The sequence below is a fragment of the Streptomyces niveus genome (assembly GCF_001723055.1).
Lineage (GTDB): Bacteria > Actinomycetota > Actinomycetes > Streptomycetales > Streptomycetaceae > Streptomyces > Streptomyces niveus.
On the sequence record NZ_MDCR01000011.1, the window covers coordinates 1 to 24537 of the forward strand.

A 24537-nucleotide genomic window follows, 5' to 3' on the forward strand; every position below is an offset into this window, starting at 1 on the left:
GGACCGGCGCGACGGAGCCGGCCCCGCCGCGCCCGCCCGGCTCCCCGCACCGCCCGTAACCCCCCGGCCCCGGCTCGTGCCGTTCACCGCGGACGGGCCCGGAACGCCCGTGTACTGCGTCTTCGGCGACACCGGTGAACTGACCTGGCTGATGCGTCTGGTCGGTCAGCTGGGGAAGGCCGGTCCGGTGATCGGTGTCGAGTCGCCCGGCTTCCGCGAAGGGGCGACACCGGTCGGCGACATCGACGTCCTCGCCGGTCTCTGTGCCGAAGCCGTTGCCGCCGCGCACCCAGGAGGCTCTTGCCGCATCGCGGGCCAGGGGGTGGCCGGCTACGTCGCCGCGCAGACCGCCCGCCTGCTCCACGACCGTGGTCTGCCCGTCGAGGAACTGCTCCTCATCGGGACCCCCGCTCCTGGGGAGCGGCCGAGGAACGAGACGTGGACAGCGTCACTGGCCGAGGTGGCCGCGACGCTGGCCGGTGTGTGGGGCGCCGGCCGGCCGGCGAACGCCGCCGATCCGGCGGGCGGCCCGGAAGGTGAGGCGCTGGCACGGGTCTGCGCGTCTCTGGCCGTCCACGCGCCGCTGGACACAGAGGCACTGAGCGCCCGGCTGGAGCTCGGCACCCGATGGCGGTCGGCGCTCGTCACCGCCGCCGCCTCCCACCGGCTGCCCCCGATCGGCGGACCGGAGCGCACCACGGTCGTACGGGCGGCGGCCCCGGGAGGCGCGCCGGGGGACTACCACCGGTGGATCGCGCCGCCCCCGGAGATCGTCGACATCGACATCGAGCCGTGGCGACTGCTGAGCGCCGGTCAGGCCGGGCGGACGGCCGGTCGCACCCCGGCACGTCCGATCACCCCCCGGAGCCCGGCGGCCTCGCCCGTGGTGGCCATCAACCGGCACGGTGACAGCCGCCGGTCCATCTGGGCGCACAACCTGTACGGCGAGGTCAGTTACGCCATCTACCTCTCCCGGCATCTGGGCCCGCACACGCCGGTCATCGGTCTGGAACAGATCGGCGCCGCCGCCGCTGACGGTGAGCCCCGCCGGTACGACTCGGTCGAGGACATGGCCGCCCACTACGTCGGCGAGCTGCGCAACCACTTCCCCGGCGAGCCCTACCTGCTCGGTGGCTGCTCCTTCGGCGGGGTGCTCGCCTACGAGATGGCCCGGCAACTTCAGCTGGCGGGCGAGGAGGTGAGCCATCTCATCGCGATCGACCCGATCATGCCGGGCACCGAAGCCTGGGACAGCGTGGACTGGGGCACGGTCACCGAAATGGAGGCCGAGGCGTTCTCACTGGTCATGCTCGGCAACGCGATGTGTCAGCGGTGGGGGGTCGGCGAGCAGATCCGGCTCGACTCGCTCACCGGGCTCGGTCTGGCGGCGCAGTTGGACCTGGTGGCCCGTCACATCCATGATCGCTCCGCCGCTCACCCCGACCGGGAAATGATCGAACGTCAGATTCTGGTACGCCACGAACTCATGCTCCACAACGGTGATCTGCTCCAGGCGTATCGGCCGGAGCCCCTGCGCAGCGCGGTACCGACCACCCTCTTCCACGCCACGGAAGGCTTTCTCGCTCCCGGCAACAGCAACGACCTGCCGGCCGTCCCGCGCACCAGCGCCGACCGGTCCAACGGGCTGGCCGAGTTCGTCGGGCCGCACCTGACCATCCACGAGATGCGCGCCGACCACCACACCATCGCCCACGACGAGAACCTGGCCCGGATCGCCGGGATGCTGTCGCCGGTACTCAACACCCGTACGTTCCCCAGCAGTCTGTTTCCCGCCTCGCTCAGCCCGGCGGGCCCCGACGCCACCAGGTGAGGAAACCCATGGACTTCAGCGTCTACTTCTTCTCCGCCAACGACCGCAACGACTTCGGCAGCCGGTACCGGTTCATCCTCGACGTGGCCCGCTACATCGACCGCCGCGGATTCACCGCGATCTGGACCCCGGAACGCCACTTCCAGGAGTTCGGCGGCAGCTTCCCCAACCCGGCCGTGCTCTCCGCCGCCCTCGCCGTCACCACCGAGAACCTGCGGATCCGGGCCGGGAGTGTGGTCCTGCCCCACCATCATCCGGTCCGCCTCGTAGAGGAGTGGTCCCTGGTGGACCAGCTCTCCGGCGGACGGGTGGGTGTCTGCCTGGCAACCGGATGGCACCAGGGGGACTTCGTCTTCTACCCGGACCACTACGAGCGGCGCAGGCAGTACACCCTCGGCCATGTCGACACCGTCGCCGCCTTGTGGCGGGGCGAGTCCCGTGCCTTCCCCGGACCGGACGGCAGCACCCTGGACGTGCGCACCTATCCCCGTCCGCGTCAGGCGGAACTGCCGCTGTGGCTGGTCCACACCTCGAACCCGCACACCTGGACGGAGGCCGGGGAGCGCGGACTCAACGTCCTCACGCTGCTCACGAGCTGGGAGAAACTGGCGGAGGACATCAGCCGCTACCGGGCGGCCCGCGAGCGAGCCGGCCACGACCCGGCCGCCGGCACCGTCACCGTGGGCATGCACACCTATGTCGGCGACGACGAACAGGCCGTCTGGGACCGGGTACGCGAGCCGGTCAAGCGCTACCTCGCCTCGTTCATGACGCAGAAGCGCAACGACGACCAGGTCGGCGGCCACCGGCGCGGCACCGACGCCGCCGAACAGGACAGGCTCGCCGAGATCATGGCGGAGGATTACTACAGCCGCCGCTCGCTGTTGGGGACCGAGGACAAGTGCGCCGCCACCGTCGAGAGGCTGCGCGCGGTGGGGGCGGACGAGATCGCCTGCCTCGTCGACTTCGGGCTGCCCCTCGACGACGTACTCGCAAGCCTTCCCGCGCTGGACGCGCTCCGCCGCCGCTGCGCCGTCGAACCCGCCGAGCCGGCCGGCCCGGCCCCGGACTCCGCGCCGACCGCCGCCACCCCCATGAGCTGGTACTACACCACCTGACCACAACCGGCTCCACGCACCGCCGCCCAGCGCGCCCGTGGCCGAACTCCACGGGACCCGTCCGACCCACCCAAGGAAGAGGTACGCATGACCTCGTCGCAGCCCGCCTCCAACAGCGAAGCCGTCGCCGATCTCTACGACACCTTCAGCGAGTTCCACGCACGCATCAACGACAGCAACCTCCACGTCGGCTACTGGCAGAACGCCGACGACACGTCCACCTTCCAGGAAGCCACCGAGCGCCTGACGGGCCTGATGATCGAGCGCCTCGCCCCTCAGGCCGGTCAGCGCGTGCTCGACATCGGCTGCGGCATCGGCAAGCCGGCGTTGCGGCTCGCGTCCGGCCACCCGGTCGATGTCGTGGGTGTGACGGTCAGCCCTCGCCAGATCGAGCTGGCCACCGCTCGTGCCATCGAGTCGGAACTGGCGGACCGGGTCCGGTTCGAACTCGCCGACGCCCAGCAACTGCCGTACCCCGACGCCTCGTTCGACGCGGGCTGGTTCTTCGAGTCGCTCATCCACATGCCGGACAAGCCCCGGGCCGTCGCCGAGGCCGCCCGGGTGCTGCGTCCGGGCGCGACCCTCGCCGTCGCCGACATGTTCCACGAACCGGGCAAGGACTGGTCCGAGATCCACCCGCTGGTCACCGCGGTGACGCTGGACACGTACGAACCACTGCTGACCAAAGCCGGGTTCGAGGTCCTGGAGGTGACGGACGTGACGCCGCACATCCGGGTGCCCGAGCCGGTACGCGGCCAACTCCGCACGATGATGCTGGAACATCGCGAGGAGTGGGTGGACATCGCCGGCGAGGAAGTCGTACGCGCCATGCTCGACCCCGAGGTCGACACGTTCTACACCCCGGGACTCGGATACGTCCTGCTCACGGCACGCAGGCGCTGAGAGCGCTCAGGGCACCAGCGCGCGAAGCACCTCCGCGGACAGGTGAGCCAGCAGCCGGTCGCGGGACGGCTGGAGGAAGAAGTGATCGCCGGGCAGCAGCACCCCAGTGCAGCCGCCCCGCGTCATCTTCCCCCAGCCGGCCAGCGATTCGGGGGTCGTCTCCGGGTCCTCGGTGCCTCCGTAGGCGATCACCGGGCAGCTGAGCGCGGGCCCCGGCACGTACCGGTAGGTCTCCAGCATGGTGGTGTCCGCCCGCAGGATCGGCAGGTACATCGCCCTCATCCGGGCGTCCTCGCGAATGAGCGGCGGGATCGCGCCGTAGCGCCGGTCCAGTACGTTCAGGTACTCCTCGTCGGGCAGTTGGTGCACGGCGCCCCTGTATGTCGGCTCCTGCGGCGCGTTGCGGGCCGACACGGCGAGGAGTACCGGCTCCGGCACCCCCCGCCCTCGCAGCGCCCGTACCGTCTCGAACGCGACGAAGGCGCCGAGGCTGTGACCGAAGAACGCGTACGGCCCGGACAGCGTCGGGGCCAGGGCATCGGCCAGTTCGCCCGCCGTCGCGCGCAGGTCGGTCCGCGGTGGTTCGGTCAGCCGGGCGTCGCGGCCCGGCATGCGTACCGCCCACGGCTCGACCGCGGCCGGCAGCCCGGCGGCCCACTCGTGGAAGACGGCGGCGCCGCCCCCGGCGTACGGGACGCACACCAGGCGCACCAGTGGATCCGGCGCTCCCGCGACCGGTTCCCGCATCCGCAGTGCCCACGCGCTCGCCGCCGGGACGGACGTGGTCACGGTCACGCGCCGGCCGGTGCCGGTACGTCGAGGATCTCGACCACCGCGCAGGAGAAGGAGATTCCGGCACCGGCGCCCAGCAGCATCACCCGGTCGCCCGGTGACAGCGCGCCCGTCGACACCAGATGGTGGAGCGCGCTGCTCTGATCGCTCGCCCCGGTGTGACCGACACCCCGGCCGAAGTCCCACACACCCTTGTCCGCCGCGTCCTCACCGAACGGTTCGAGCAGCCGTCCCAGCACCTGTCGGTCCCCGACGAACTGGTGGGCAACCCGCGTGATGTCCTGCGGCTTGAGCCCGGCCTCCTCCAGGGTCTCGACGATCAGTGAGCGCTGGGTCTCGCCCATGAGCCGCCCCGCGTCGACCAGATCCTGACCGCCCTTGTACGTGGCGGCGCGCTCGCGCAGATCCACCCGCGTCCCGGTCGTACAGCCCGGCGGGAACAGCGGCTCGCCGCCCCGGTTCAGTTCCTCAAGCTCCGGCAGGGACACGGCGCGTACGTTGACCAGCCGGGCGAAACCGCCACGCCGCGACAGGACGCACGCCGTGGCCACATCGCCGAACAGCCCGCCCGGCGTGGCGCGCCAACGGTCGACAAGCGGATCTCCCCAGTTGTCCGCCGATGTGATCAGCGCCGCCGTACGGTCCGCCGACGCCGTCAGGTAGAGGCTCGCGAACTCCATAGCGGCGAGAAAGCCGTTGCACCCCTGCCGTATCTCCAGGGCCGGAATGGTGCCGCCCACGGTGTGGCGCAGCACGTAATGCTGCGGCGACCACAGATCGGGACCCTGGTGGTTGCACGACACGTGTATGAGGACATCGATGTCGGCGTCGGCGTGGGCGGACGCCGCGAGTGCCTCGCGGGCCGCCTCGATCGCCATGTCGGGTGCCGGGGTCCCGCCGGCCACGGCCACCGACCGCCAGCCGAGCGTCTTCGCCTCCGCCGCGTCGTACCAGCCTGCGGCTACGGCTTCTTCGGTGGTGACCCGTGCGGGAACACAGGCACCCAGACCCGCGAGGTACACGTCGGAGAGCAGCATGATGGTGGACGACCTCTCGTTCAGGCGGTGGCGGGACCGGGCTCGGCGGATACCGGCACAGGCCGGTCGAGCCCGTGGTTGCGCAGCGAGAAAAGACGTGCGTTCAGCCACATGCACGGTTGGATCAGGGTGTCGACCAACACCAGGAAGCACACGGTGCCCAGCCCCACCGGACCGCCCAGCAGATAGCCGGTCACCAGCAGGATCAGTTCCAGGCTGCCCTTCGCTGCCCAGAACGGCCAGTGCCACCGGTGTGTCATGGTGATCGCCACCAGATCCATCGCACGGATTCCGATGCCGCTCATGATGATCAGCGCGGATCCGTAGGTGCACAGCAGTACGCCGACGAGCATCAGCGCGCCGGGCCGTACCGGCACCAGGCCGGCCGCGTCCACGGCGCGGAGCACGTCGATGACGCTGCCGCAGAGGAAGAACGTCACGAACGGCGAGACGGGCGGCCTGCGCCGGTTCCAGCCGGCCCACACGGCCAGGCACACCACCGCGACGAGTGCCTGGGCGATACCGATGGTCAACGGCGCGTGTTCCAGCAGCCCGAGGGCGAAGACGTCCAGCGGGTCGGTGCCCAGATCGGCGTGGATGAAGAAGGCGGCGCCGGTCGAGAAGAGCAGGCACCCCATCAGATAGACGGCGTAGCGCCCGCGGTGGCGCGCCACATGGCGGCGCATACGGCTGTTAGGTTCCTGACCCCGGGACGTGTCACTCACTCGACTCTCCAGACAGCTGGGGCGGTTGAGGCAGGGCGGTCACGGACGACGAGCCTCGCCCAAACCACGGACGCCCGCCCCGGGACCGGCCCCAGCATCAACCCCAGTTCCGCCGCGCCGTCCGAAGCGGTCTCTTCCCTCAACTGGGGCTCAGATTCCTGTAACGATCATGCGCGGTGGGCCCGTGGGCCTCTGAAATGGGCCCGATCTTGTGACGTGCGTCACTAAAGAGCATGTAAAGGGCGTGGTAGGACTGCCTGAATCCGTTTCCGGGGACTCTCTTTCCGGTGGCGGTTTCGCCGGTGCGCACCGGTACGTACCACCGGGGTGAGTCCGGTCCGGGTCCGCGGATCGGGTCGCCCCTGACGGTCCCGGACCTGGCTGTCTCCCCATGCCTGCCCCCACCCGGCGTGTGCCTACGCGTCGGCCTGCGCCTCCGAGGTAGCCAGATGTCACTTGATTCGCTCACCGAGTCGGTCGACGAATCCGTCAGTGGATTCTTCGAACCGATCGCCTCCTGGCTCGGGGAGGTGGTGTTCTACGCCGTTCCCGTCGGGAGCACGGAACTCCCGCTGATCGTGGCCTGGTTGGTGATCGCGGGCCTCGTCTTCACCGGCTGGTTCGGGTTCGTACAGTTCCGCCGGTTCCGGCTGGCCGTCGCCGTGGTGCGCGGCAAGTACGACGACGAGTCGGCCGCGGGCGAGGTGAACCATTTCCAGGCGCTCACGGCGGCGGTCTCCGGCACCGTGGGGCTGGGGAACATAGCCGGCGTCGCGGTCGCGGTCAGTATCGGCGGGCCCGGAGCGACGTTCTGGATGATCCTCTGCGGGCTGCTCGGCATGGCCACCAAGTTCGTCGAGGTCACCCTCGGCGTGAAGTACCGGGAGGTGCACGCCGACGGCACCGTCTCCGGCGGCCCCATGCACTACCTCCCCAAAGGCCTGGCCGAACGGTTCGGCAGCCGCGGCGCATCCTTCGGGAAGATCCTCGCCGTGCTCGCCTCGGCGATGATCCTCTTCTTCGGCCTCTTCGGCGGCAACCTCCTCCAGGTGAACCAGAGTTACGCGCAGCTCGTGTCCGTCACCGGCGGCGAGGACGGCGCCTTGGGCTCCTCGGCCGGTGCGCTGCTGTTCGGCCTGCTGGTCGCGGCTCTTGTCGGTGTCGTCCTGCTCGGCGGCATCCGCTCGATCGCTTCGGTGACCAGTCGTCTGGTGCCCGCCATGGCAGTGATCTACATCGCCGCGTGCCTGACCGTCATCCTCGTCAATGTGGGCGAGTTGCCCTCCGCCGTCGTCACCATCGTCGAGGGTGCCTTCAACCCCGAGGGCGTCGCGGGCGGTGTGCTCGGCGCGCTCATCATCGGCTTCAGGCGTGCCGCGTTCTCCAACGAGGCCGGGCTCGGATCGGCGCCGATCGCGCACTCGGCCGTCAAGACGAAGCACCCGGCCAGCGAGGGCCTGGTGGCGCTGCTGGAGCCGTTCATCGACACGGTGATCATCTGCACCATGACGGCGCTCACCATCGTGATCGCCAACCCCGCGAGCTGGGCCGAGGCCCGGACCGGACAGGACATCGGCGGCGTGACGATCACCTCCGACGCCTTCGAGACCGTACTGCCCTGGTTCCCCTACATCCTCACCGTCGCGGTGCTGCTCTTCGCGATCTCCACGGTCCTGACCTGGGGCTACTACGGCCTCAAGGCGTGGTCGTACCTCTTCGGCCGCAGCAGGACCAGCGAGATCACGTACAAGGTGGTCTACACCCTGTTCGCCGTCGCCGGCTCGCTGCTCACCCTCCAGACCCTGATCGACATGGCGGACGCCGTGCTGTTCACGCTGGCCGTCATCAACATCATCGGCCTCTACTTCCTGGCCCCGGTGGTCAAGCGGGAACTTGAGACGTTCCTGGCATACGTACGCCGGCGCGACAGCGGTGAAGCCCAGGACCCGGCCGCGGAGAAGGCTCCGGCCGTCTCCGAATCCTGACCCTCACCGTCTTCCGGCGCGGTCGGCCCCCTGCCGGGGGGCCGACCGCGCCTCTCTCCTCTCCAGGAGCCCGTCCGGGCTCTTACCGGCCGGTTGTGCCGCGGCGGACGGCTTCGGCCACCAGGGTGCTGATGCGCCGAGGGGCCTCCTCCGTTGCCAGGTGTCCGGCGCCGGGCAAGACGTGCAAGCGGGTGTGAAGGTCCCGGGTGGTGGGGGTACGCAGGCGGGCGGGTGGCAGGAAGATGTCGTGTTCTCCGGTGGCGACGAGGTTGACCGCCGCGTTCCTGGCCTGTGCGAAGGTGCTGGGCGGCAGTGGTGCGGGGGCAAGGCTGGAGCGGCAGTTGCCGGCGACCAGGGTCATCCAGGCGGCGAGTTCCACTCCTGGCGCGCCGTGCGGCCCGGACATCATCCGCAGCAGGCGCGTGGAGCGTGTGTCGGTGGGGCGCAGCAGCCAGGGCAGGGTTGCCGACAGGACGCACCGGCTGACTGAAAGCCGGGTCAGCCCGGCGGGGGATATCAGGACTCTGCCGCAGATCAGCGGGGAGTCGCAGGCCAGGGCGATACCGCCGCCGAGTGAATGCCCGAGCAGGATGGTGGGCCGGCCCACGGCGTGGTCCAGGACTTCGCCGAGCCACTGTCCGTAGAAGGCGAGGCGGGGCCGGGACGGCCGGTCCGGGCCGCTGAGACCGGGCTGTCCGGGCACGTCGAGGAGGTAGGTGGTCCAGTGCCGGGCGAGTTCGGTCGCCAGGACCAGACTGGTCGCGGCGTTGAAGTTCGTGCCGGGTAACAGGACCACCGCCGGTGCGCCCAAGGGCCGTTGGGCGCCTTCGTTCGCCACGACGAGGTGGGTCGGGCCGGCTCGGGTGCTGATCTCCGCCGTGCGGTGCGCCGTCGGCCACCGACCGATACGGGTGGTGCACCAGTCGCGGATCTTTTGACGGGCTTCGGCACTGCGGTAGAGGGAGGCCATCGTGTCACTGTCCCAGACGTGTCCCCCAGACGATCCTTTCCGGTGCGGATCCACGGCTCGCTCCACCACCGTCACCAGGCAGGATGCACAGGTGCGTGGATCAGCCAATGCGGATACCGTGCCAGTAACGCGTCAAGAAACGCGCTGGAGTGCCGGGAAGTCTGGTCGGCGACACGGGAGAACTGTGTCCGCTCACTGGTCGACCCCGGAGGTCTCCCTTTCATGCGCCGTGCCTCTGATGAGCGTTCACCATTTCTCGGGGTGCCGTCGTGGCGCGGGCGGACGGCCGTGGCGGGGGCGCTGCGGACCGAGACGGTCGGCGGCATGGTGCTGCTGGCAGCGGCGCTGGCCACGCTCATCTGGGCGAACTCCCCCTGGAGCGGGAGCTACGTCTCGGTGCGCGACGCGCACTTCGTAATCGGTGCGCTGGGTCTGGACCTCTCCGTGGGGCACTGGGCTGCTGACGGGCTGCTCACCGTGTTCCTCCTCGTCGCGGGCATCGAGCTGAAGCGCGAGCTGGTCGCCGGTGAACTACGTACTCCCGCCGCGGCGGCGCTGCCGGTGGTGGCCGCAGTGTGCGGGATGGCGGTACCCGCCGCTCTAGCATCGTGAACCCCAACGACCACGAGGTGCCGGTGTACTGGTGGTCCAACATCGCCGTTCCGGAAACGGCTGACACCCGCGTCATCGCCCCGGCGGACCAGGCTTGGCATTTCGCCTACGATCACCGGCTCCGCCGCGTCCCGGTGCCCAACTACGCCGGTACGGATCTCACTTACACCGCCCGGGCCGCCGCGTCCGCCGACTACTTCTTCGAGCTCGACAGCGGGGACGGACCCTAAATGATCGACCAGGCGCCTGACCGGGCGCAAGCTCCTCCACTGGGGCACGCACCGAGGCGGCAACCGCTGGCAGGAATGGCTCTCCGGCCCCGGCACGCCCTACCTGGAAATCCAGGCGGGTCTGGCCCGCACCCAGCTCGAACACCTGGCCCTGCCGGCCAGAACGACCTGGTCCTGGACCGAGGCGTACGGCCACGTGCACATCGATCCGGCCGCCGCCCACAGTGACGACTGGCAGCAGGCACGCGCCGCCGCAGGCAGGGGAGTTGACGCCCTGATCACCTCCGCACGGATTGAGCGGGAACTGGAGGAAGCCGAAGACTGGACCACCGGAGAACCCGTCGAGTTCCTACACCCGGGCTCCGGCTGGGGCGCGCTCGAAGGCCATCGACGCGCCAACGGCCTCCTACGAAGTCTCCCCGGAATGGGAGCCGCTGCTCGAACAGGCCGACGGGCGGCTCTCCCCGCTCTGCCTCGGCGTCCTGCGAGTCGCCAGGGGAGATCTCGACGGCGCCGCCGACGCCTGGACCCGATCGGTCGAGGACACCCCCAACGCCTGGCTGGCGCAACCTCGGAGCACTCGCGGCCCACCGCGGGCGGCTGCCCGCCGCCGTGGACGCCTACGTACGCGCCGGCGACCTGGCCCCCGACCACCTTCCCCTCACACGGGAGCTCGTTGGCATCCTGCTGCGTGCGGGCGGCGCCGACCTGGCACTTGAGCGCATCGACAGCCGGGGCGCGGACCAGCGGGCGGACGGACGTCTTCGTATGCTGGAGGCGAGAGCGGCGCTCGAAACCGGTGACACCACCCGATGCGGGCGCATCTGGAACGACGGCCTCGACGTCCCGAACCTGCGCGAAGGCGACACGGCACTGAGCGACCTGTGGAATGCCTGGCGGCGCGCCACCGCCGAGGCCGGGCCCTCACCGCGGGTCCTGACACGACGCTTCCCCACCGGTACGACTTCGTCATCCGGCCCGAAGGCTCCTGAACGTGTAGTTGTCAGGGGAGGCGTGTCAGACGCACAGGACTTCGATGCCTCGGCTGGAGATCTCCTCCACGATGTCCTGCGGCGCGTTCTTGTCGGTCACGAGGACCGATACGGCACTCATCTCGCACACCAGGGCAAAGGCGCGGCGGCCCAGTTTGGACGAATCGGCCACCACGATCACCTGGTTCGCGCACTCGGCGAGCGCGCGATTGGCGCCGGCCTCCGACTCGTCGTGGGTGGCCGCTCCGAGGCGGGGGTGAACGGCGTCCACCCCCAGGATCGTGAAATCGAGTGCGAGACCGTTGAGGACGGAGTTCACCAACGGGCCGACGAGTTCGTAGGAGTTGGGCCGTGCCACCCCGCCGGTGACGACGATCTTCACGTGCGGGCGGACCGCGAGTTCGTTGGCGATGTTGATCGCGTTGGTGACGACGGTCATGGTGACGCCGCCCGCCGCGTCGGCGGGGGCGGGCCGTACGGCCAGCTCCCTGGCCACCTCCGAGGTCGTCGTGCCGCCGTTGATCCCCACGGTGGAGCCCGCCGGGATCAGCGCGGCGGCGGCCTTGGCGATGCGCAGCTTCTCGTCCGCCTTGCGGGCCACCTTGTACCGCAGGGGCAGGTCGTAGGCGACGGCGCTCACCACGGCGCCGCCCCGCGTGCGCGTCAGCAGGTTCTGCCGAGCGAGTTCGTCCAGGTCTCGCCGGATCGTGGCGGGGGAACACCCCAACTGCTCGGCGGTGTCGAGCACGTCGATCCGGCCCTTGTCGCTGAGGATCTCCAGCAGCTGAGTCCACCGCGCGTGTGACGCCACTTGTTCCTCCTCGCTCGTTTCGGCAGTTTAGCGCGCAACAATGTGCGCGAAACGACTCAGGTGCCGCCGAGGACCCGCAGGAGTCGTGCGACCTCCGAGGCCACGGCATCGCGGGCCGGGCCGAGGTACTTGCGGGGGTCGACCGTTGCGGACCGGCCCAGGCCATCGCGGACAGTACGCGTGAAGATGCTGTTCAGGTGCGTCGACACGTTCACCTTCGTCATGCCTGACGCGACGGCCGCGCGGAGATCCGGGTCGGCGACCCCCGAGGAGCCATGAAGGACGAGGGGGACGCCGACGGCCTCGCGCAGCTTGGCGATCAGGGCGAAGTCGAGGACAGCGTCGCGGCTGAGCATGGCGTGCGAGCTGCCGACCGCGACCGCCAGGGCATCGACACGCGTCGCCTCGACGAAGGCGCGCGCTTCACCGGGGTCGGTGCGGACGCCGGGCGCGTGGGCGCCGTCCTTGCCGCCGACCTCGCCAAGTTCCGCTTCCACCCAGGCACTTGAGTCGTGGCAGTACGCGGTGATGTCGCGCGTGGCGGCCACGTTCTCGTCGTACGGCAGCTTGGACGCGTCGAACATCACCGAACTGAAGCCGAGTTCGACGGCCTCGTAGACGAGGTCGACCGATTCGGCGTGGTCGAGGTGTACCGCGACAGGGACGTCGGCGAGGCGGGCCAGGGCGAGCGAGGCCGAACCGATCGGGACGATCGAACCGTGGTAGCGGACGGTGTTCTCGCTGACCTGAAGAATCACCGGCAGCCGGGCCTCCTCGGCGCCCGCGACGATGGCCTCGGCGTGCTCCAGTTGCACGACGTTGAAGGCACCGACGCCCACGCCGTCGCGGTAGGCCGAATCGATGATCTCGTCAGTACGTGTCAATGGCATGGGTCGTCTCCTGTTGTTGTGTCGTCCGCCGCCTGCCAGGCCATCAACGCCGCGCCCAGGCACCCTGCCTCGTCTCCGAGTTCACTCCGGACCAGCTCGGGACGCCGCTGGAAGGTGAGCCGATCCATGAGGCGCGCGCGAAGCACGTGGTGAGGCGGCCAGTGCCGTGGCCGGCGCGTCAACCGCGCAGTCCCACACCGCTTGGGCGCCGGGGTCGCCTTGGGTCAGCAGGGCGGCCACGGCGGCTGCTCCGTCGACACCGCGCCCGGAGCGCGCGGAGTATGCCGCGGTGATCGACGCGGCCGACGCCGGCGTTTCCAGGCACGCACGGCTGTTCTTCGGGATCACGGAACGTGCTCGGCGCAGTCATGCACGAACTCCAGGATGGGCGAAGGGGGCGAGGCGGACATGGGAAGCGGCACCCCGGTCTGAGGAGCGTAACGCCTGTTGCTGCAACTTGGATGCTCCAAGTTGCTCATAAGATACAGGTTGGCAGCAGAATCAATCATCGCCGTCGGAAGGCTCGGGGCTCCTCGGCCGGAGGCGGTCACTTGACGGGCCACGTCGCCGAAGAGTTCGAAGAGACGAACGCCGGCTCCTTCGGAGTTCGATTCCCCGCTCGCGTCCAGGAGCGACCAGCACTGCGCGAAGAGTTCGCGGGCGTCGCCCGCAGCACTGCCCTGCGGCCTCTGTCTTCCTGCTCGCGGCACCCGCCCCTCTTCACCGCTCGATCACGTCCCTCGCGCACCACGGTCATGAATCAGCCCAACTACGCCTTGCCAAAGGGGAGTTCGTATGATGCCGCCATGGCAAGTCACGGGGATCTCATCGCGGGGCGCTACCGCGTCACGACACCGCTCGGGCGCGGCGGTATGGGCACGGTCTGGCGGGCGAACGACGAGTTGCTCGGGCGGGCCGTCGCCATGAAGGAGCTGCACGTCGACGAAGGGCTCTCGCCCGCCGAGGCCGAGAGCCGGCGCGAACGCACCATGCGCGAGGCGCGCTCGGTCGCGCAGGTGAGGCATCCCGGCGTCCTGGTCCTGCACGACGTCGTCCAGCACGACGCGCAGCCCTGGCTCGTGATGGAGCTGATCGACGGCAGTTCGCTCGCCGACCGGATCGCCGTGGACGGCCCGGTGCCACCCGCCGAGGCCGCCCGGATCGGCCTCGCCCTGCTGGCCGCGTTGCGCGCCGCGCACTCGGCCGGTGTGCTGCACCGCGACCTCAAGCCCGCCAACGTACTCCTGGAAGCCGGTACAGGCCGCGTGGTGCTCTCGGACTTCGGGATCGCGCAGGTCGACGGGCAGACGACGCTGACCGAGACGGGCGCGTTCGTCGGCTCGCCCGAGTACACCGCGCCCGAGCGGATGTCGGGGAAGCGAACGGGCCCCGAGTCCGACCTGTGGTCGCTCGGCGTGCTGCTCTGTGCGGCCGTCGAGGGCGAGTCGCCGTTCCGCCGCGACTCCGTGGTGGAGGTGCTGCACGCCGTGGTGATGGACGAGGTCAAGGTGCCCGACTCGGTCGGGCCGCTGCTGCCCGTCGTGAACGGTCTCCTTGAGCGTGATCCCGGCCTCCGCCTCGGCGCGGACGCGGTGGAGGACGCGCTGCACGGACTTCTGGCGCAGGAGGGAACGGGGGAGGGAACGCAGCCGGGAACACGGGAGCGAATACCCGGCGCGCCCCGCCCGACGGCGTCCCGCACATCGGCGCCCACCCGGCCCGGTTCCCCGGTCCCCGCCGGCGACCCGGTCGTGCTCGGCGCCGCTCCCGCGCGGGCCGCGCGCCCCCGTGTCCGCACGTCGCTGCTGGCCGGCGCGCTGGTCGTCGCCCTCGCCGCGGGCGGTACCGGTGCGTGGGTGATGACGAGGGACGACTCCAAGGCGACGGAGAGCGCCGGTCCGGCGGACGAGGTGCGGGAGGGCCAGGAGTCCGACGCCGCGACACCGAAGCCATCCAAGAGCCCTGACGGGAAGCGTTCCGACGAACCCGAACCCCTCGGCGAGGGGACGGGTGCGGGGAAGCGCAAGCCCGGTCCCACCGGGTCGGCGGCCACGCCCGGGGCCGACGACCCGGCCCCCGCCGGCTACCGGACGGTCTCCGACCCCACCGGCTTCACCATGGCGACGCCCACCGGCTTCGTCCGCACCGACGAGTCCCCCCGCGTCTTCTACAACTCGGCGGACGACGCCTTCCGTATCGGCGTCCATCCCCAGCCGCAGGATCCGAACGGCCCCGCCGCGGTGATGCGGCAGGCGCACGAGTCCGGCCCGTCGGACTACCCGGGCTACCGGGACGGTTCCGTCCGCGAGACCACGCACAACGGATTGCCCGCCGCCGTCTGGGAGTTCACCTGGGACGGCGGCGCCCAGGACGGCGGGCCGCGCCGTACCTACGACCTGAGCTGGAACGAGGGCGGCAAGATGTACGACCTGTGGGTCTCCGCGCCCGCCGGTCAAGCGGCCCTGGGGGAGCGGCACTTCGTCGAGGCGCACAGGTCCTTCGCCCGAACGGGCTCCTGAAACGGGCGCCTTCACGTACCCGTAAGCGAACACCTGGGCGGTACCCTTGCCGCCAAGTCTGGCCAGTACGACGGTGTGGAGTGCGGCGATGCAGAACCCGAAGGATCGGATCAACACCAAGACGGCGCACTCGGCGCGCGTGTACGACTACATTCTGGGCGGCAAGGACCACTACCCCGTCGACGTCGAGGCCGGCGACGCGATGTGCCGCCACTGGCCGGCGCTCCCCGTCCACATGCGGGAGAACCGCCGCTTCATGCACCGCGCGGGCCGTTTTCTCGCGCGGGAGCGGGGCATCGAGCAGTTCCTCGACATCGGCACCGGTCTGCCCACATCACCCAACCTGCACGAGGTCGTCCAGGAGATCACGCCCGAGTCGCACGTGGTCTACGTCGACAACGACCCCATCGTCCTCGCCCACGCCCGTGCCCTTCTGAACAGCTCCCCCGAGGGAGCGACGGCGTACATCGACGCCGACATGCAGGACCCGGAGTCCATCACGCAAAGCCCGCAATTCCGGGAGCTGTTGGATCTGGACGAGCCGGTCGGACTGATGATCATCGGCATCATGCACTTCATCAGGCCGCCCGCCGACCGCGAACTCGTACGCAGGCTGCTGGAGCCGCTCCCCTCGGGGAGCTATCTGGCGATGACGATCGGCACCGGCGACTTCGCGCCGGAGGAGGTCGGCCGGGTGGCGGAGGAGTACGAGCGCCAGAACATGCCGATGGTGCTGCGTGACCACGCCACCGCCCTCTCCTTCTTCAACGGCCTGGAACTGGTCGATCCCGGCGTCACACAGGTCCACAAGTGGTGGCCGGAGGCCGACCAACGGGGTGTCCTCGACAGTGACATCGCGATGTACGGCGCGGTGGCGCGCAAGCCCTGAACCCTCCCGCCGACCCCGCTGACTCCGCGATCCCGCTGACCACGCTCACCGGCGACCGGCCCGGCTGAGGCCGGCTGGATGGTCGGGCAGTGTCACGGTGCTGCTGACCCGCTCTCCCAACCTGAGCATGCCGTTCAGGAGCAGCGGGCGGGACAGCAGCGTGTTACGCAGACGTATGCCGGTGGCGGTGCCGGGCGCGAGGAACTTCCCCGTGCGGTCGCCGCCCGCCTGGCAGCCTTCGGCGTACTTCCGGAGCCCGCGCTCGTAGCGGGTGAACGCGGCCCGGTGATCGTCCGGGGTGCGCGCGAGTTCGCAGGCCAGCACGTAGGCGGCGACCAGCGCGGTTCCCGAGCCCATGCCGCCGATGGTGGCCCCGCAGGCGGCGTCACCGACGAGGCATACGCGCCCCTTCGACCACGTGTCCACGTCGGCGCGGCTGATGGAGTCGAAGTACAGCTCGGGCGCGTCGCGCAGGGAGGCGAGCAGCCGGGGCACCTCCCAGCCGAGGCCGTCGAAGGCGTCGTGGACCAGACGCTTCTGCTGGTCGATGTCGTGGCGGTCGTACGCCAACTCCGGTGCGGCGAAGGCGAAGAACGCCCCGGCCTGGGTCGGGTCCCGGTGATCGGCGCCGACGGACGCGAGTCGCCCCGGCACGTTGTAGCCGACCGATCCCTTCTCCAGCGCCAGCGCCAGATCGTTCGGCAGCCGCCAGGTGGCGGCGTAGTACCCGAGATGGCTCACATAGTCCTCCTCCGGGCCGAACGCGAGACGACGGACGTTCGAGTGCAGCCCGTCCGCGCCGACGACCAGCCCGAAGTCGCGTGAGACCCCGCGCCGGAAGTCGGCCCGGACGCCGGTGGACGTCTCGGTGAGGCCGGTGATCGAGTCGCCGAAGACGTACTCGGTGTACGGCAGGCTGTGCTCGTACAGCACCTTGGCCAGGTCCCCGCGCAGCACCTCTGTCTCGCCCCCGGCGAACTCGGCGGGCAGTCGCAGCAGGGTCCGGCCGCTCGCGTCGACGAAGCGCATGGGGCTGCCGCCGGTCTCGATCTCGCGCAGTGCGGGGAGCAGGCCCATGCGCTCCAGCACGGTCAGGTGCGCCGCGCCGCGGAAGTCGACGGCCTGACCTCCTTGGCGCAGGGCCGGGGCCAGTTCGACGACGGTGGGCTTGAAGCCGAGGCGGCCGAGCCAGAAGGCCAGTGCCGGGCCGGCGATGCTCGCGCCGGAGATGAGGACGTTCTTGTTCATGGATGATCCCCCGCTCAGAAACTGTGTCCCAGGGGCACTATTGATTACTGTGTACCTTAGACGCAGTTGTTTCGGCAAGGCGCGAGTGCGCGGCGCACAGGAGGAGCGGCAGGCATGGACGGTGAGCACGCCGAGATGGTGCGGCTGCTGTGGGGCCCGCACCCCAGACCCGCGCGCGGCCCCCGGCCGACACTCGACCTGCCCCGCATCGCGCGGGCGGGGATCGAGATCGCCGACGCGGAGGGGCTGGCCGATGTGTCGATGCAGCGGGTCGCCGAAAGGCTGGGCGTCACGAAGATGGCGCTCTACCGGTACGTCCCCGGCAAGGCGCAGCTGGTCGCTCTGATGGTGGAGGCCGCCATCGGCCCGTGCCCCGCACCGGCGCCGGGTCGCCCGCCCGGCGGCTGGCGGGAGCAACTGGAGTCGTGGGCACGCCAGTTGCTCGCCCTGTTCCTGCAGCACTCCTGGGTACTGGCCGCCACGGTCGGGCCGCGCGTGCAGGGCCCGGGGGAGCTGTCCTGGCTGGAGCGAGCGGTCTCCGCGCTGGACGGTACGGGACTGACCGGCGCCGAACGGATGGACGCGGCCGTCCTGCTGGTCGGCCACGTGCGCGGTATCACCCAGCAGGCCCACGCGTCAGGCGGCCCCGCGGGCAACCCGGAGGCACAACTGGGGGCGATCCTCGGCGACTTGATCCAGAGCCACGGCGAGTCGTATCCGGCGCTCACGGCGGCCTTCGCGTCGGCGGTCGAGTCCGACGGGCAGGACCAGGCGTGGGAGTTCGGCCTCCAACGGATCCTGGACGGCCTGGCCGCCCTCATCGACCGCCGCGCCGCCTCACCTCGGCCGTGAACCGGGGTTGAGCAGGCCGATCATACGGACGGCCTGGCGTTCGGCCGTTCCCGGCGGGTTGCGGGGATTCTCGGGATCGTCGAAGGACAGCAGGAACAACCACACCAGCGCGAGCAGCCTGCGGCAGTCCTGAAGACGAACGCGTTCCACGGCGTCCAGGTCGAACTCGCCCAGGAACGAGGCGACATCGAGGGGGTGGTCCACCCAACTGGCCACGTGCTCGGTGATCTCCGCCAGTTCGAAGGCGCGGTCGCTGAGGCCGGAGTCCTCGAAGTCGACGATCCGTACGCGCGAGCCGTCCCAGAGGTAGTTGGCCAGATTGCCGTCACCGGGCCCGAAGACCCGCGGCACATCTGGCCGGCCGGCTCCCTCCATGCCCGAGCGGGCCAGCCACTCCAGCCCCCGGTCCATCGCGACGCCCACCTCGCCGCCGACCCGGGGGCGAGCCCGCGGCGCCCACGCATGGATCTGGGCGATGAGCTGGTCCTGCCGGCCAGGCCTGAGGGGGACCTCGTCCAGTACGCCGGCGGGCAGCGCCGCGTACAACTCACCCACAGCGGCTGCCAGGGCCTTGAGCTGCCGCCGGGTGAGCGGCTTCCCTCGTAGCGGCTCGCCCGGCAGCCGGGACATCACCACGAACGGCTCGTCGGCCGTCAGTCCCACATCGAGAGGGGTCGGCGCGAGCCCCGGTGCGTACGTCGCGAGCAGCGTGAGCGCCCGCCACTCCCGCTCGCACCGCTCTCGGCCCCCGTGCCGGAATCGCTTGGTCACGTCGGCCGGCCCCAGCTCGACAGCGTGAGTGCTCCACGGGACAGAACTCATGAGACGCGATCCTGCCAGGCGAGGAAGGCCCGGGCCGTCACTCTTCTGCCGCTCACCGCAGCTTGCGGCGAGCCCGAGGCCGACCAGACCGGTTTCCGTGTCTCGTGGGACATCACCAACGGGTCCAAGAAGCCGATCGACCTCGACGCGTGGGGCTTCGACGCGCAGGGCGCCACCACCGGCGGTACGACGGAATCGGTCTTCACCGAGAACGGGTCCCGGTTGATGGGCGGCCGGCTCGCCCCGGCCAAGACCGGCACGTTCACCTCCGAATACGCACTGCCCAAGGCCGACGGCCTCGACATCGTGTTCACCATGACCCGCATGGACGAGAGCGTTGACATCCTCGCCGAGGACCCCCACTGGACGGGCTCCATCAAGTAGCGCCCCCGGCCGAGGCCGTGACCCCGTCAGGGCCGGCGGCCGAAGAACTCGACCTCGGCCAGGGCGATTCGGCGGTCCTTCCCCGCGCCGTACGCCGAGTTGACGGTGAGTCTGGCCCGTACGGTGTCCGTGCCGCGCAGGTCGAAGGTCTGCTCGCCCGCCTGGTCCCGAAGCCGGATGGTCCGGCTCGTGCGTTCGCCGTCCTGTGAGGTCAGTTGGACGCTGAGCCAGGCCGGGCGGGCCTGGGTGAGGAACTCGTCCTTGCGTGCCGAAGTCCCCGAGAACACCAGCAGCTTCATCACCCGCACGGGCTCGGCGAAGTCGCACTCCAGGAACTCGCCGATGCCGTCACCGGTCTCCTTCGGCGCCCAGTAACGGTTGTTGAAGCCGTCCACCGCCGCTGCGGCCGGATGGCCCGACTGGGCGGTGGAGGCGCGGCATTCGGTGGGCGGTACCGATTCGGGTTTCCCCGTCTCCTCCTTCGCCAGGCCGAACAGACCGGCCATGTGCGGGAGCGCGAACCAGATTCCCACCGCCAGCAGGATCAGCACGATCGGCAGACCGACCCGCGGTCTGCGCCATCCCTGTCGCGGACGGGTGCCGGCGACGGGGGAGCGGCGGGGGCCGCGGGTGAGGATCCGCCGCCACCAGGGCGGGCGGATCGCGGGCGGCGGGCCCGGGTCCAGGAGGAGGGCGCAGCGGACGCAGAGGGTGCGGTCCGGGGTGTTCGCCGTACGGCAGTGGGGGCAGATGACCGGCGGTCCGGTGGTCGTGGGCGGTGGTGTCGGCTCGGTGGCAGCGGCCGCACGGGTGTCCACGTCCGGACCCGGTGCGGGGGTGTCCGCGCTCTCGCCGGGACGTCTCGGGGCCGCGACAGGGGGATCAGGCTGTGCGGGCGGGGGAGTTGGCGCCACCGGTGCCGGAGACACGGGCGGCTGCGGCGGTGCTGGTGCTGGTGTCGGTGGTGCCGGTGTTCCCTCCTCCGGCTCCCATGCCAGGAACGCCTCGCACGAGGCGCAGAACTCCCGCCCCGGCGCGTTCCGGTGGCCGCACGCTTCGCAGATCACTCCCCAGCACCTCCCGCGCCCGCGCCCCCGCCCGGCGGCAGAAGTTCCAGCGTGAACCCGACATGCGCCGGGACCTCCGTGGCGATCAGCTCCTCCAGCCGTACCCGGTCGAGCCGCTGCCCCTCACCCACCCTGACCCGGATCGTCACCCAGGGAACGGCGTCGCCCGGCAGCGGGGTGTTCGGAGTTGTGGACCAGACGGTGCCGCCGCTCTCGACGATCTCCGGCTCCGTGCCGCCGGTCTCCAGCCGCAGCGCCTCGGCCAGTCCGCCGACCGTCCCGCGCCGCGCGTGCCGGGCCACCGCCCCGCGTACCTCGGCACGCCGCTGGTCGGCGGGGCTGTCCCCATGCGGCTCCACCGCCACCCACCCCGCCAGCCAGTTGAGGAAGTCGTCCGGCGCGCTGCGGTGGTCCAGATACGCGGGCACGTTGTCGATCGTCAGCAGCACCGGGGCGAGTACGTCGTCCAGCGCGGCGAGGAAGCGCCGCAGGAAGTCCTGTTCCAGGTAGACGGCGGGCAGTTGCTCGATCAGCGGGTGCGGGGTCGGCAGACCGGGAACGTCGGCGCGCATCGGCTCAGGCTCCTCTCACCCGGAGTTGGTGCTCGTAGCTGAAGACGAGCGCGTGCCGGTCCAGCGGGATCTTCGTCGTCGCGTCGGTGCGTTCCCCGGTGACCGGGTCGGCGCGGTACAGCCGTACGTCCTCCACGAGGTCGACCCCCGGTACGCGCTGGAGCACGGCGAACGCCTCACCCGACTGCACCGGTCTGCCGAACGGCCAGCCCTGGCCGCCCGGCCCGCCGGTGAGCGGGTTGAAGTACCCGTACAGCGCGGCCAGCGCCGTCTCCCGTACCTTCTCGGCGACCGCCCCGCGCTCGGTCTGGACCGAGGCGACGACCGTGACGCCCTGGTAGAACGGCGGCTCGACCGCCAGCCGGGTGCCGATCGGGCGCCGGGCGTTCAGATGGTCGGAGATCAGACTGAGCGTCTGCTCGGGTGGGACGAGTTCGTCGAACTCGATCCGGCCCCGCGCGTCGCCGCGTCCGGCCGGGACGATGAGCAGCCGTACCCCGCCCGCCTCGACCGCGCCCGCGTCGTCGCCCCCGTCGGCCCCGGCGCTGGCGTCGTCCAAGCTTGCCGGGATGCAGTGCACGCGCGCCGCGTCCGGGGCGACCTCGCGCGCCAGCAACTCGTAGTCGTGCGGGACGACCGCCCGGTGCAGGGTCCGCAGCGTCATCGGCCCGCGCACCCGCGCGCTGTCGACGCTCTCGCCGTCGACCCCGCCGAGCGCCGGGCGGCGGTTCTCGACCCGGGCCACGTACGGGATCGCGCCGCGCAGGACCCGCAGCGTGGAGCGGGCGACGTTGCCGCGCAGCCCGCCGCCGGTGCGGTAGGACCGCACCCGGACCGTGGCGCCCTTGGCCGGTACGCGGCCGTAGTAGCGAATTCCGCCGTCCCGTTCGCGTACGGCGGGGCCGAACTCGACCCGGCCGGAGTTCGCGTCGAGGGTGACGTGCCGGTCCTCGGGACCGGAGTGCGCGAAGTCGTCGACGCGGGTCCACCGTTCGGGGTCCGCCCCCGATCCGGGGCCGGTCACCTCGACCACGAACTCGCCCGGTACGACCGGCGGTCGGGCCAGCGCGAACGCCTGGCCGGGCACCCCCTCCGCCTGCCCGAGCACCTCGTCGGTGACGGTCTCCGCGTGCTCGGCCGGGACGGTCGCGCCGATCGTGAACGCGGTGATCCCACGGACCACGGGCGGCGCCATGTACGTCGGCTGGTCAGCCTCCGCCGCGATCAGCCGACAGCGCAGCCAGCCACCGGTCCGCCGGACAACTGCCGCCGGGGAATGGGTCTTCGGCAGATGCAGGATCAGTTCGCCGGACCGGTTGAAGCCGCCGGTGTCGTCCTTCTCGATGTCACAGACCGTCCAGGCGCCGCCGTCCCACGCCTCCCACAGCACCGGCGGTCGCCGTGGATCGACACCGACGCCGTCCACCGTGCAGTCCAGCCGCAGTACGACAACTCCCGCCGGTACAGCGGCGGACAGGCCCACGTACAGGCAGTCGCCGACGGCGGGGGTTGTCCCGAAACAGGGCACGTCCCGGCCGAGCGCCAACTCCTCGGTCCGGTCGACGGCCTCCCCGGACGACGGCCGGGTGGCGAGATGGGCGAACGCGCTCGGCACGATCGACAAGGGGGCGGAGGTGGTGAACACGACCGCCTCCTCCGTCTCCGTACGGACGGTGGCGACCTCCGTTCCGGCGCGCACCACCACCGGGTCCGGGCGGGGCGCGGACAGCCGGAACGTCACGTCCGTGTGCGCGGCCGTCGGCGGGTGGAGCCGTACGCCGATCAGATCGAGGAAGGCCAGATAGTTCTTCTCCGGCACCCGGTTCACTCGGTAGACCAGCTGGTCGACCATGGTCGCGAACGCCTCGATCAGCGTCACTCCGGGGTCCGAGACATTGTGGTCGGTCCACTCCGGGCAGCGCTGCTGCACCCGGCGTTTGGCCTCGTCCACCAGGCCCTGGAAGGTGCGGTCGTCCAGCTGCGGACCGGGCAGCGTCACGTGCCCGCCTCCTCGTCGTCGGCCGATTCCTCGGCGTGCTGCGGAATCACGTAGAACGGGAAGACGAGATTGCGCGGGTCGTTCGCGCCCCGCACCGTGTAGCCGATGTCGATGTAGAGCACCCCGTTGTCGGCCTCGTCGAAGCGGACGACGACCTCCGTGACATCGATCCGGGGCTCCCAGCGCTCCAGCGCCAGCCTTACCTCGTACGCGAGTTGGCCTGCCGTGCCCGCGTCGGCGGGCGCGAACACGTAGTCGTTGATGGCGCAGCCGAACTCCGGGCGCATCGGCCGCTCGCCGGGCGAGGTCGCCAGGATCAGCCGGATCGACTCCTCCAGGGCGTGCCGGCCGCGCACCAGGGCGATGGACCCGGTGGCGTCGGTACGCGGCGGGAACGCCCAGCCCGCACCGATGAATTGCTGTCCCATACGGCCCGCTCACCCCCCGATCAGCACGGTCGCGCAGCCCGACACCACCGGTGAGCCGCAGCCCGCCAGATCGCCGACGCGGGCGGCCGGGCTGCCGCCGATCAGCACGCTCGAACTGCCGGGCGGCGCGAGCGCCGACGGCGGATGGGCGGCGGGCGACGCGCAGTTGTGTACGGTGCCGACCGTCGCGGCGGGCTTGCCGCCGATCAGCACGGACGGCACACCGGGCGGTCCGACCGTGCCGGGGTGCCCGGTGGGGTCACCGACCCGGGCTGCCGCGGCTGCTGCTGCCGACATGCGGTCCACTCCTGTTCGTGTAGCTCTGACGTACCGTCAATTGAGCTTGATCATGGGGGCGTTGACCGAGACCGAGCTGCCGCTCTTGATGTCGGTACGCCGGGCGCCCTCGACCGTGACCTGGCCACCGCGCACCTCCACCGAACCACCGCTGGAGAGCGCGACCTTGCCGTTCCCGCCGTCCACCGCGACGCCGCTGCGGGAGGTCAACGTCACGCTGTCCCCTGTGAGTTCGAGTGCTCCACGGCCCGCGTCCAGCGCGACACCGCCGGCCGCCTTGATGGCGACCCGCTCCTTGGCCTCGATGGTCACGCTGCCGTCGCTGTTGACGACGATGGCGGTGTTCGTGCGGTCGAGGGCGATCGTGAGCTTGCCGTCGCCCGTGCGGAGCCGTACGCCTTGCGGGCCGTTCGCGGCTTCCAGCAGCTCCAGTTGGTTTCCGCTCTTGGAGGCGAAGGCGCGGCGGTTCACGGCGCCGCTGGTCGGGTCGACCAGGTCGCCTCCTGAACCGCCTCCTGGAATACCCGTACCGCCGTCGGCCGTGTCGCCCCCGCCCCCGCCGCC

At 70.8% G+C, this 24537-nt stretch carries 22 protein-coding genes and 2 pseudogenes; 10 read left to right on the forward strand and 14 right to left on the reverse strand.

All coding sequences use genetic code 11. The annotated features are described in order from the left end of the window. The 3 genes from BHU15_RS01685 to BHU15_RS01695 form a co-directional block, all read left to right on the forward strand. A partial coding sequence (locus BHU15_RS01685) for a thioesterase domain-containing protein (RefSeq protein ID WP_141726748.1) occupies positions 1 to 1831 on the forward strand: 1831 nt, incomplete at its 5' end. Between the two features lie 8 nt (positions 1832 to 1839). Beyond that, positions 1840 to 2949 carry a MupA/Atu3671 family FMN-dependent luciferase-like monooxygenase gene (locus BHU15_RS01690; RefSeq protein WP_069625520.1) on the forward strand — a complete coding sequence of 370 codons (1110 nt, stop codon included), beginning with the start codon at positions 1840 to 1842 and terminating at the stop codon, positions 2947 to 2949. A gap of 87 nt (positions 2950 to 3036) precedes the next feature. After that, positions 3037 to 3852, forward strand: a complete 816-nt coding sequence (locus BHU15_RS01695) for an SAM-dependent methyltransferase (RefSeq protein ID WP_069625521.1) — start codon at positions 3037 to 3039, stop codon at positions 3850 to 3852. A gap of 6 nt (positions 3853 to 3858) precedes the next feature. Here BHU15_RS01695 and BHU15_RS01700 read toward each other — a convergent pair whose 3' ends face one another. Genes BHU15_RS01700 through BHU15_RS01710 form a run of 3 tightly spaced genes read right to left on the reverse strand, consistent with a single transcriptional unit; the run spans position 3859 to position 6367 of the window. Then, positions 3859 to 4647, reverse strand: a complete 789-nt coding sequence (locus BHU15_RS01700) for a thioesterase II family protein (protein WP_079127808.1) — start codon at positions 4645 to 4647, stop codon at positions 3859 to 3861. After that, positions 4644 to 5681 (reverse strand): ketoacyl-ACP synthase III family protein, encoded by a 1038-nt coding sequence (locus BHU15_RS01705; RefSeq protein WP_069625522.1) that lies wholly within the window; start codon positions 5679 to 5681, stop codon positions 4644 to 4646. Before BHU15_RS01705 ends, BHU15_RS01700 begins: the two co-directional genes overlap by 4 nt. A gap of 20 nt (positions 5682 to 5701) precedes the next feature. Then, complete coding sequence (locus tag BHU15_RS01710; RefSeq protein ID WP_069625523.1) at positions 5702 to 6367, reverse strand: YczE/YyaS/YitT family protein; 666 nt, start codon at positions 6365 to 6367, stop codon at positions 5702 to 5704. A 488-nt stretch (positions 6368 to 6855) separates the two neighbouring features. Between BHU15_RS01710 and BHU15_RS01715 the strand changes: the two genes are divergently transcribed. Beyond that, positions 6856 to 8391: an alanine/glycine:cation symporter family protein gene (locus BHU15_RS01715; RefSeq protein ID WP_069625524.1), complete on the forward strand. Its 1536-nt coding sequence runs from the start codon at positions 6856 to 6858 to the stop codon at positions 8389 to 8391. An 82-nt stretch (positions 8392 to 8473) separates the two neighbouring features. On the opposite strand, the gene BHU15_RS01720 is transcribed toward BHU15_RS01715, so the two are convergent. After that, the gene (locus BHU15_RS01720) at positions 8474 to 9361 is read right to left on the reverse strand and encodes an alpha/beta fold hydrolase (protein ID WP_069625525.1); all 888 of its coding nucleotides are present in this window, start codon (positions 9359 to 9361) and stop codon (positions 8474 to 8476) included. A gap of 222 nt (positions 9362 to 9583) precedes the next feature. Between BHU15_RS01720 and BHU15_RS01725 the strand changes: the two are divergent. Together BHU15_RS01725 and BHU15_RS01730 are read left to right on the forward strand one after the other, a co-directional pair. Beyond that, positions 9584 to 9958: pseudogene (locus BHU15_RS01725) on the forward strand (Na+/H+ antiporter NhaA); the annotation flags it as partial. Between the two features lie 11 nt (positions 9959 to 9969). Next, positions 9970 to 10203, forward strand: a complete 234-nt coding sequence (locus BHU15_RS01730; RefSeq protein WP_069625527.1) for a hypothetical protein — start codon at positions 9970 to 9972, stop codon at positions 10201 to 10203. A 1017-nt stretch (positions 10204 to 11220) separates the two neighbouring features. On the opposite strand, the gene BHU15_RS01735 is transcribed toward BHU15_RS01730, so the two are convergent. Continuing rightward, a complete protein-coding gene (locus tag BHU15_RS01735; RefSeq protein ID WP_069625528.1) occupies positions 11221 to 12006 on the reverse strand; it encodes a DeoR/GlpR family DNA-binding transcription regulator in 786 nt (261 codons plus the stop codon). Positions 12007 to 12062: 56 nt separating this feature from the next. Beyond that, positions 12063 to 12896 carry a class II fructose-bisphosphate aldolase gene (locus BHU15_RS01740; protein WP_069625529.1) on the reverse strand — a complete coding sequence of 278 codons (834 nt, stop codon included), beginning with the start codon at positions 12894 to 12896 and terminating at the stop codon, positions 12063 to 12065. An 806-nt stretch (positions 12897 to 13702) separates the two neighbouring features. On the opposite strand from BHU15_RS01740, the gene BHU15_RS01745 reads away from it, so the two are divergent. Further along, entirely contained in the window at positions 13703 to 15415 is a 1713-nt protein-coding gene (locus BHU15_RS01745) for a serine/threonine-protein kinase (RefSeq protein WP_069625530.1), read from the forward strand. An 88-nt stretch (positions 15416 to 15503) separates the two neighbouring features. Beyond that, positions 15504 to 16304, forward strand: a complete 801-nt coding sequence (locus BHU15_RS01750) for an SAM-dependent methyltransferase (RefSeq protein WP_069625531.1) — start codon at positions 15504 to 15506, stop codon at positions 16302 to 16304. 45 nt (positions 16305 to 16349) lie between these two features. Here BHU15_RS01750 and BHU15_RS01755 read toward each other — a convergent pair whose 3' ends face one another. Continuing rightward, positions 16350 to 17552: an FAD-dependent monooxygenase gene (locus BHU15_RS01755; protein WP_069625532.1), complete on the reverse strand. Its 1203-nt coding sequence runs from the start codon at positions 17550 to 17552 to the stop codon at positions 16350 to 16352. A gap of 114 nt (positions 17553 to 17666) precedes the next feature. On the opposite strand from BHU15_RS01755, the gene BHU15_RS01760 reads away from it, so the two are divergent. Then, positions 17667 to 18404, forward strand: coding sequence for a TetR/AcrR family transcriptional regulator (locus BHU15_RS01760; RefSeq protein WP_107422752.1), 738 nt, complete (start codon positions 17667 to 17669; stop codon positions 18402 to 18404). Here BHU15_RS01760 and BHU15_RS01765 read toward each other — a convergent pair. Continuing rightward, positions 18390 to 19175 (reverse strand): phosphotransferase family protein, encoded by a 786-nt coding sequence (locus BHU15_RS01765; protein WP_255293002.1) that lies wholly within the window; start codon positions 19173 to 19175, stop codon positions 18390 to 18392. The two genes, BHU15_RS01760 and BHU15_RS01765, sit on opposite strands and share 15 nt — an antisense overlap. Before the next feature lie 24 nt (positions 19176 to 19199). Here BHU15_RS01765 and BHU15_RS39630 point away from each other — a divergent pair, with 24 nt between their 5' ends. Further along, the gene (locus tag BHU15_RS39630; protein WP_135068269.1) at positions 19200 to 19610 is read left to right on the forward strand and encodes a hypothetical protein; all 411 of its coding nucleotides are present in this window, start codon (positions 19200 to 19202) and stop codon (positions 19608 to 19610) included. A gap of 26 nt (positions 19611 to 19636) precedes the next feature. Here BHU15_RS39630 and BHU15_RS01770 read toward each other — a convergent pair whose 3' ends face one another. From BHU15_RS01770 to BHU15_RS01795, 6 genes and pseudogenes are all read right to left on the reverse strand, one after another. Further along, a complete protein-coding gene (locus BHU15_RS01770; RefSeq protein ID WP_247748628.1) occupies positions 19637 to 20428 on the reverse strand; it encodes a discoidin domain-containing protein in 792 nt (263 codons plus the stop codon). A 245-nt stretch (positions 20429 to 20673) separates the two neighbouring features. Next, positions 20674 to 21249: a phage tail protein gene (locus BHU15_RS01775; protein ID WP_069625534.1), complete on the reverse strand. Its 576-nt coding sequence runs from the start codon at positions 21247 to 21249 to the stop codon at positions 20674 to 20676. A 4-nt stretch (positions 21250 to 21253) separates the two neighbouring features. Beyond that, positions 21254 to 23248, reverse strand: coding sequence for a putative baseplate assembly protein (locus tag BHU15_RS01780; protein WP_069625535.1), 1995 nt, complete (start codon positions 23246 to 23248; stop codon positions 21254 to 21256). Next, positions 23245 to 23676 (reverse strand): GPW/gp25 family protein, encoded by a 432-nt coding sequence (locus tag BHU15_RS01785; RefSeq protein ID WP_069625536.1) that lies wholly within the window; start codon positions 23674 to 23676, stop codon positions 23245 to 23247. Before BHU15_RS01785 ends, BHU15_RS01780 begins: the two co-directional genes overlap by 4 nt. A 9-nt stretch (positions 23677 to 23685) precedes the next feature. Further along, complete coding sequence (locus tag BHU15_RS01790; RefSeq protein ID WP_069625537.1) at positions 23686 to 23973, reverse strand: PAAR domain-containing protein; 288 nt, start codon at positions 23971 to 23973, stop codon at positions 23686 to 23688. A 36-nt stretch (positions 23974 to 24009) separates the two neighbouring features. Next, positions 24010 to 24537, reverse strand: a pseudogene (locus tag BHU15_RS01795) (VgrG-related protein); the annotation flags it as partial.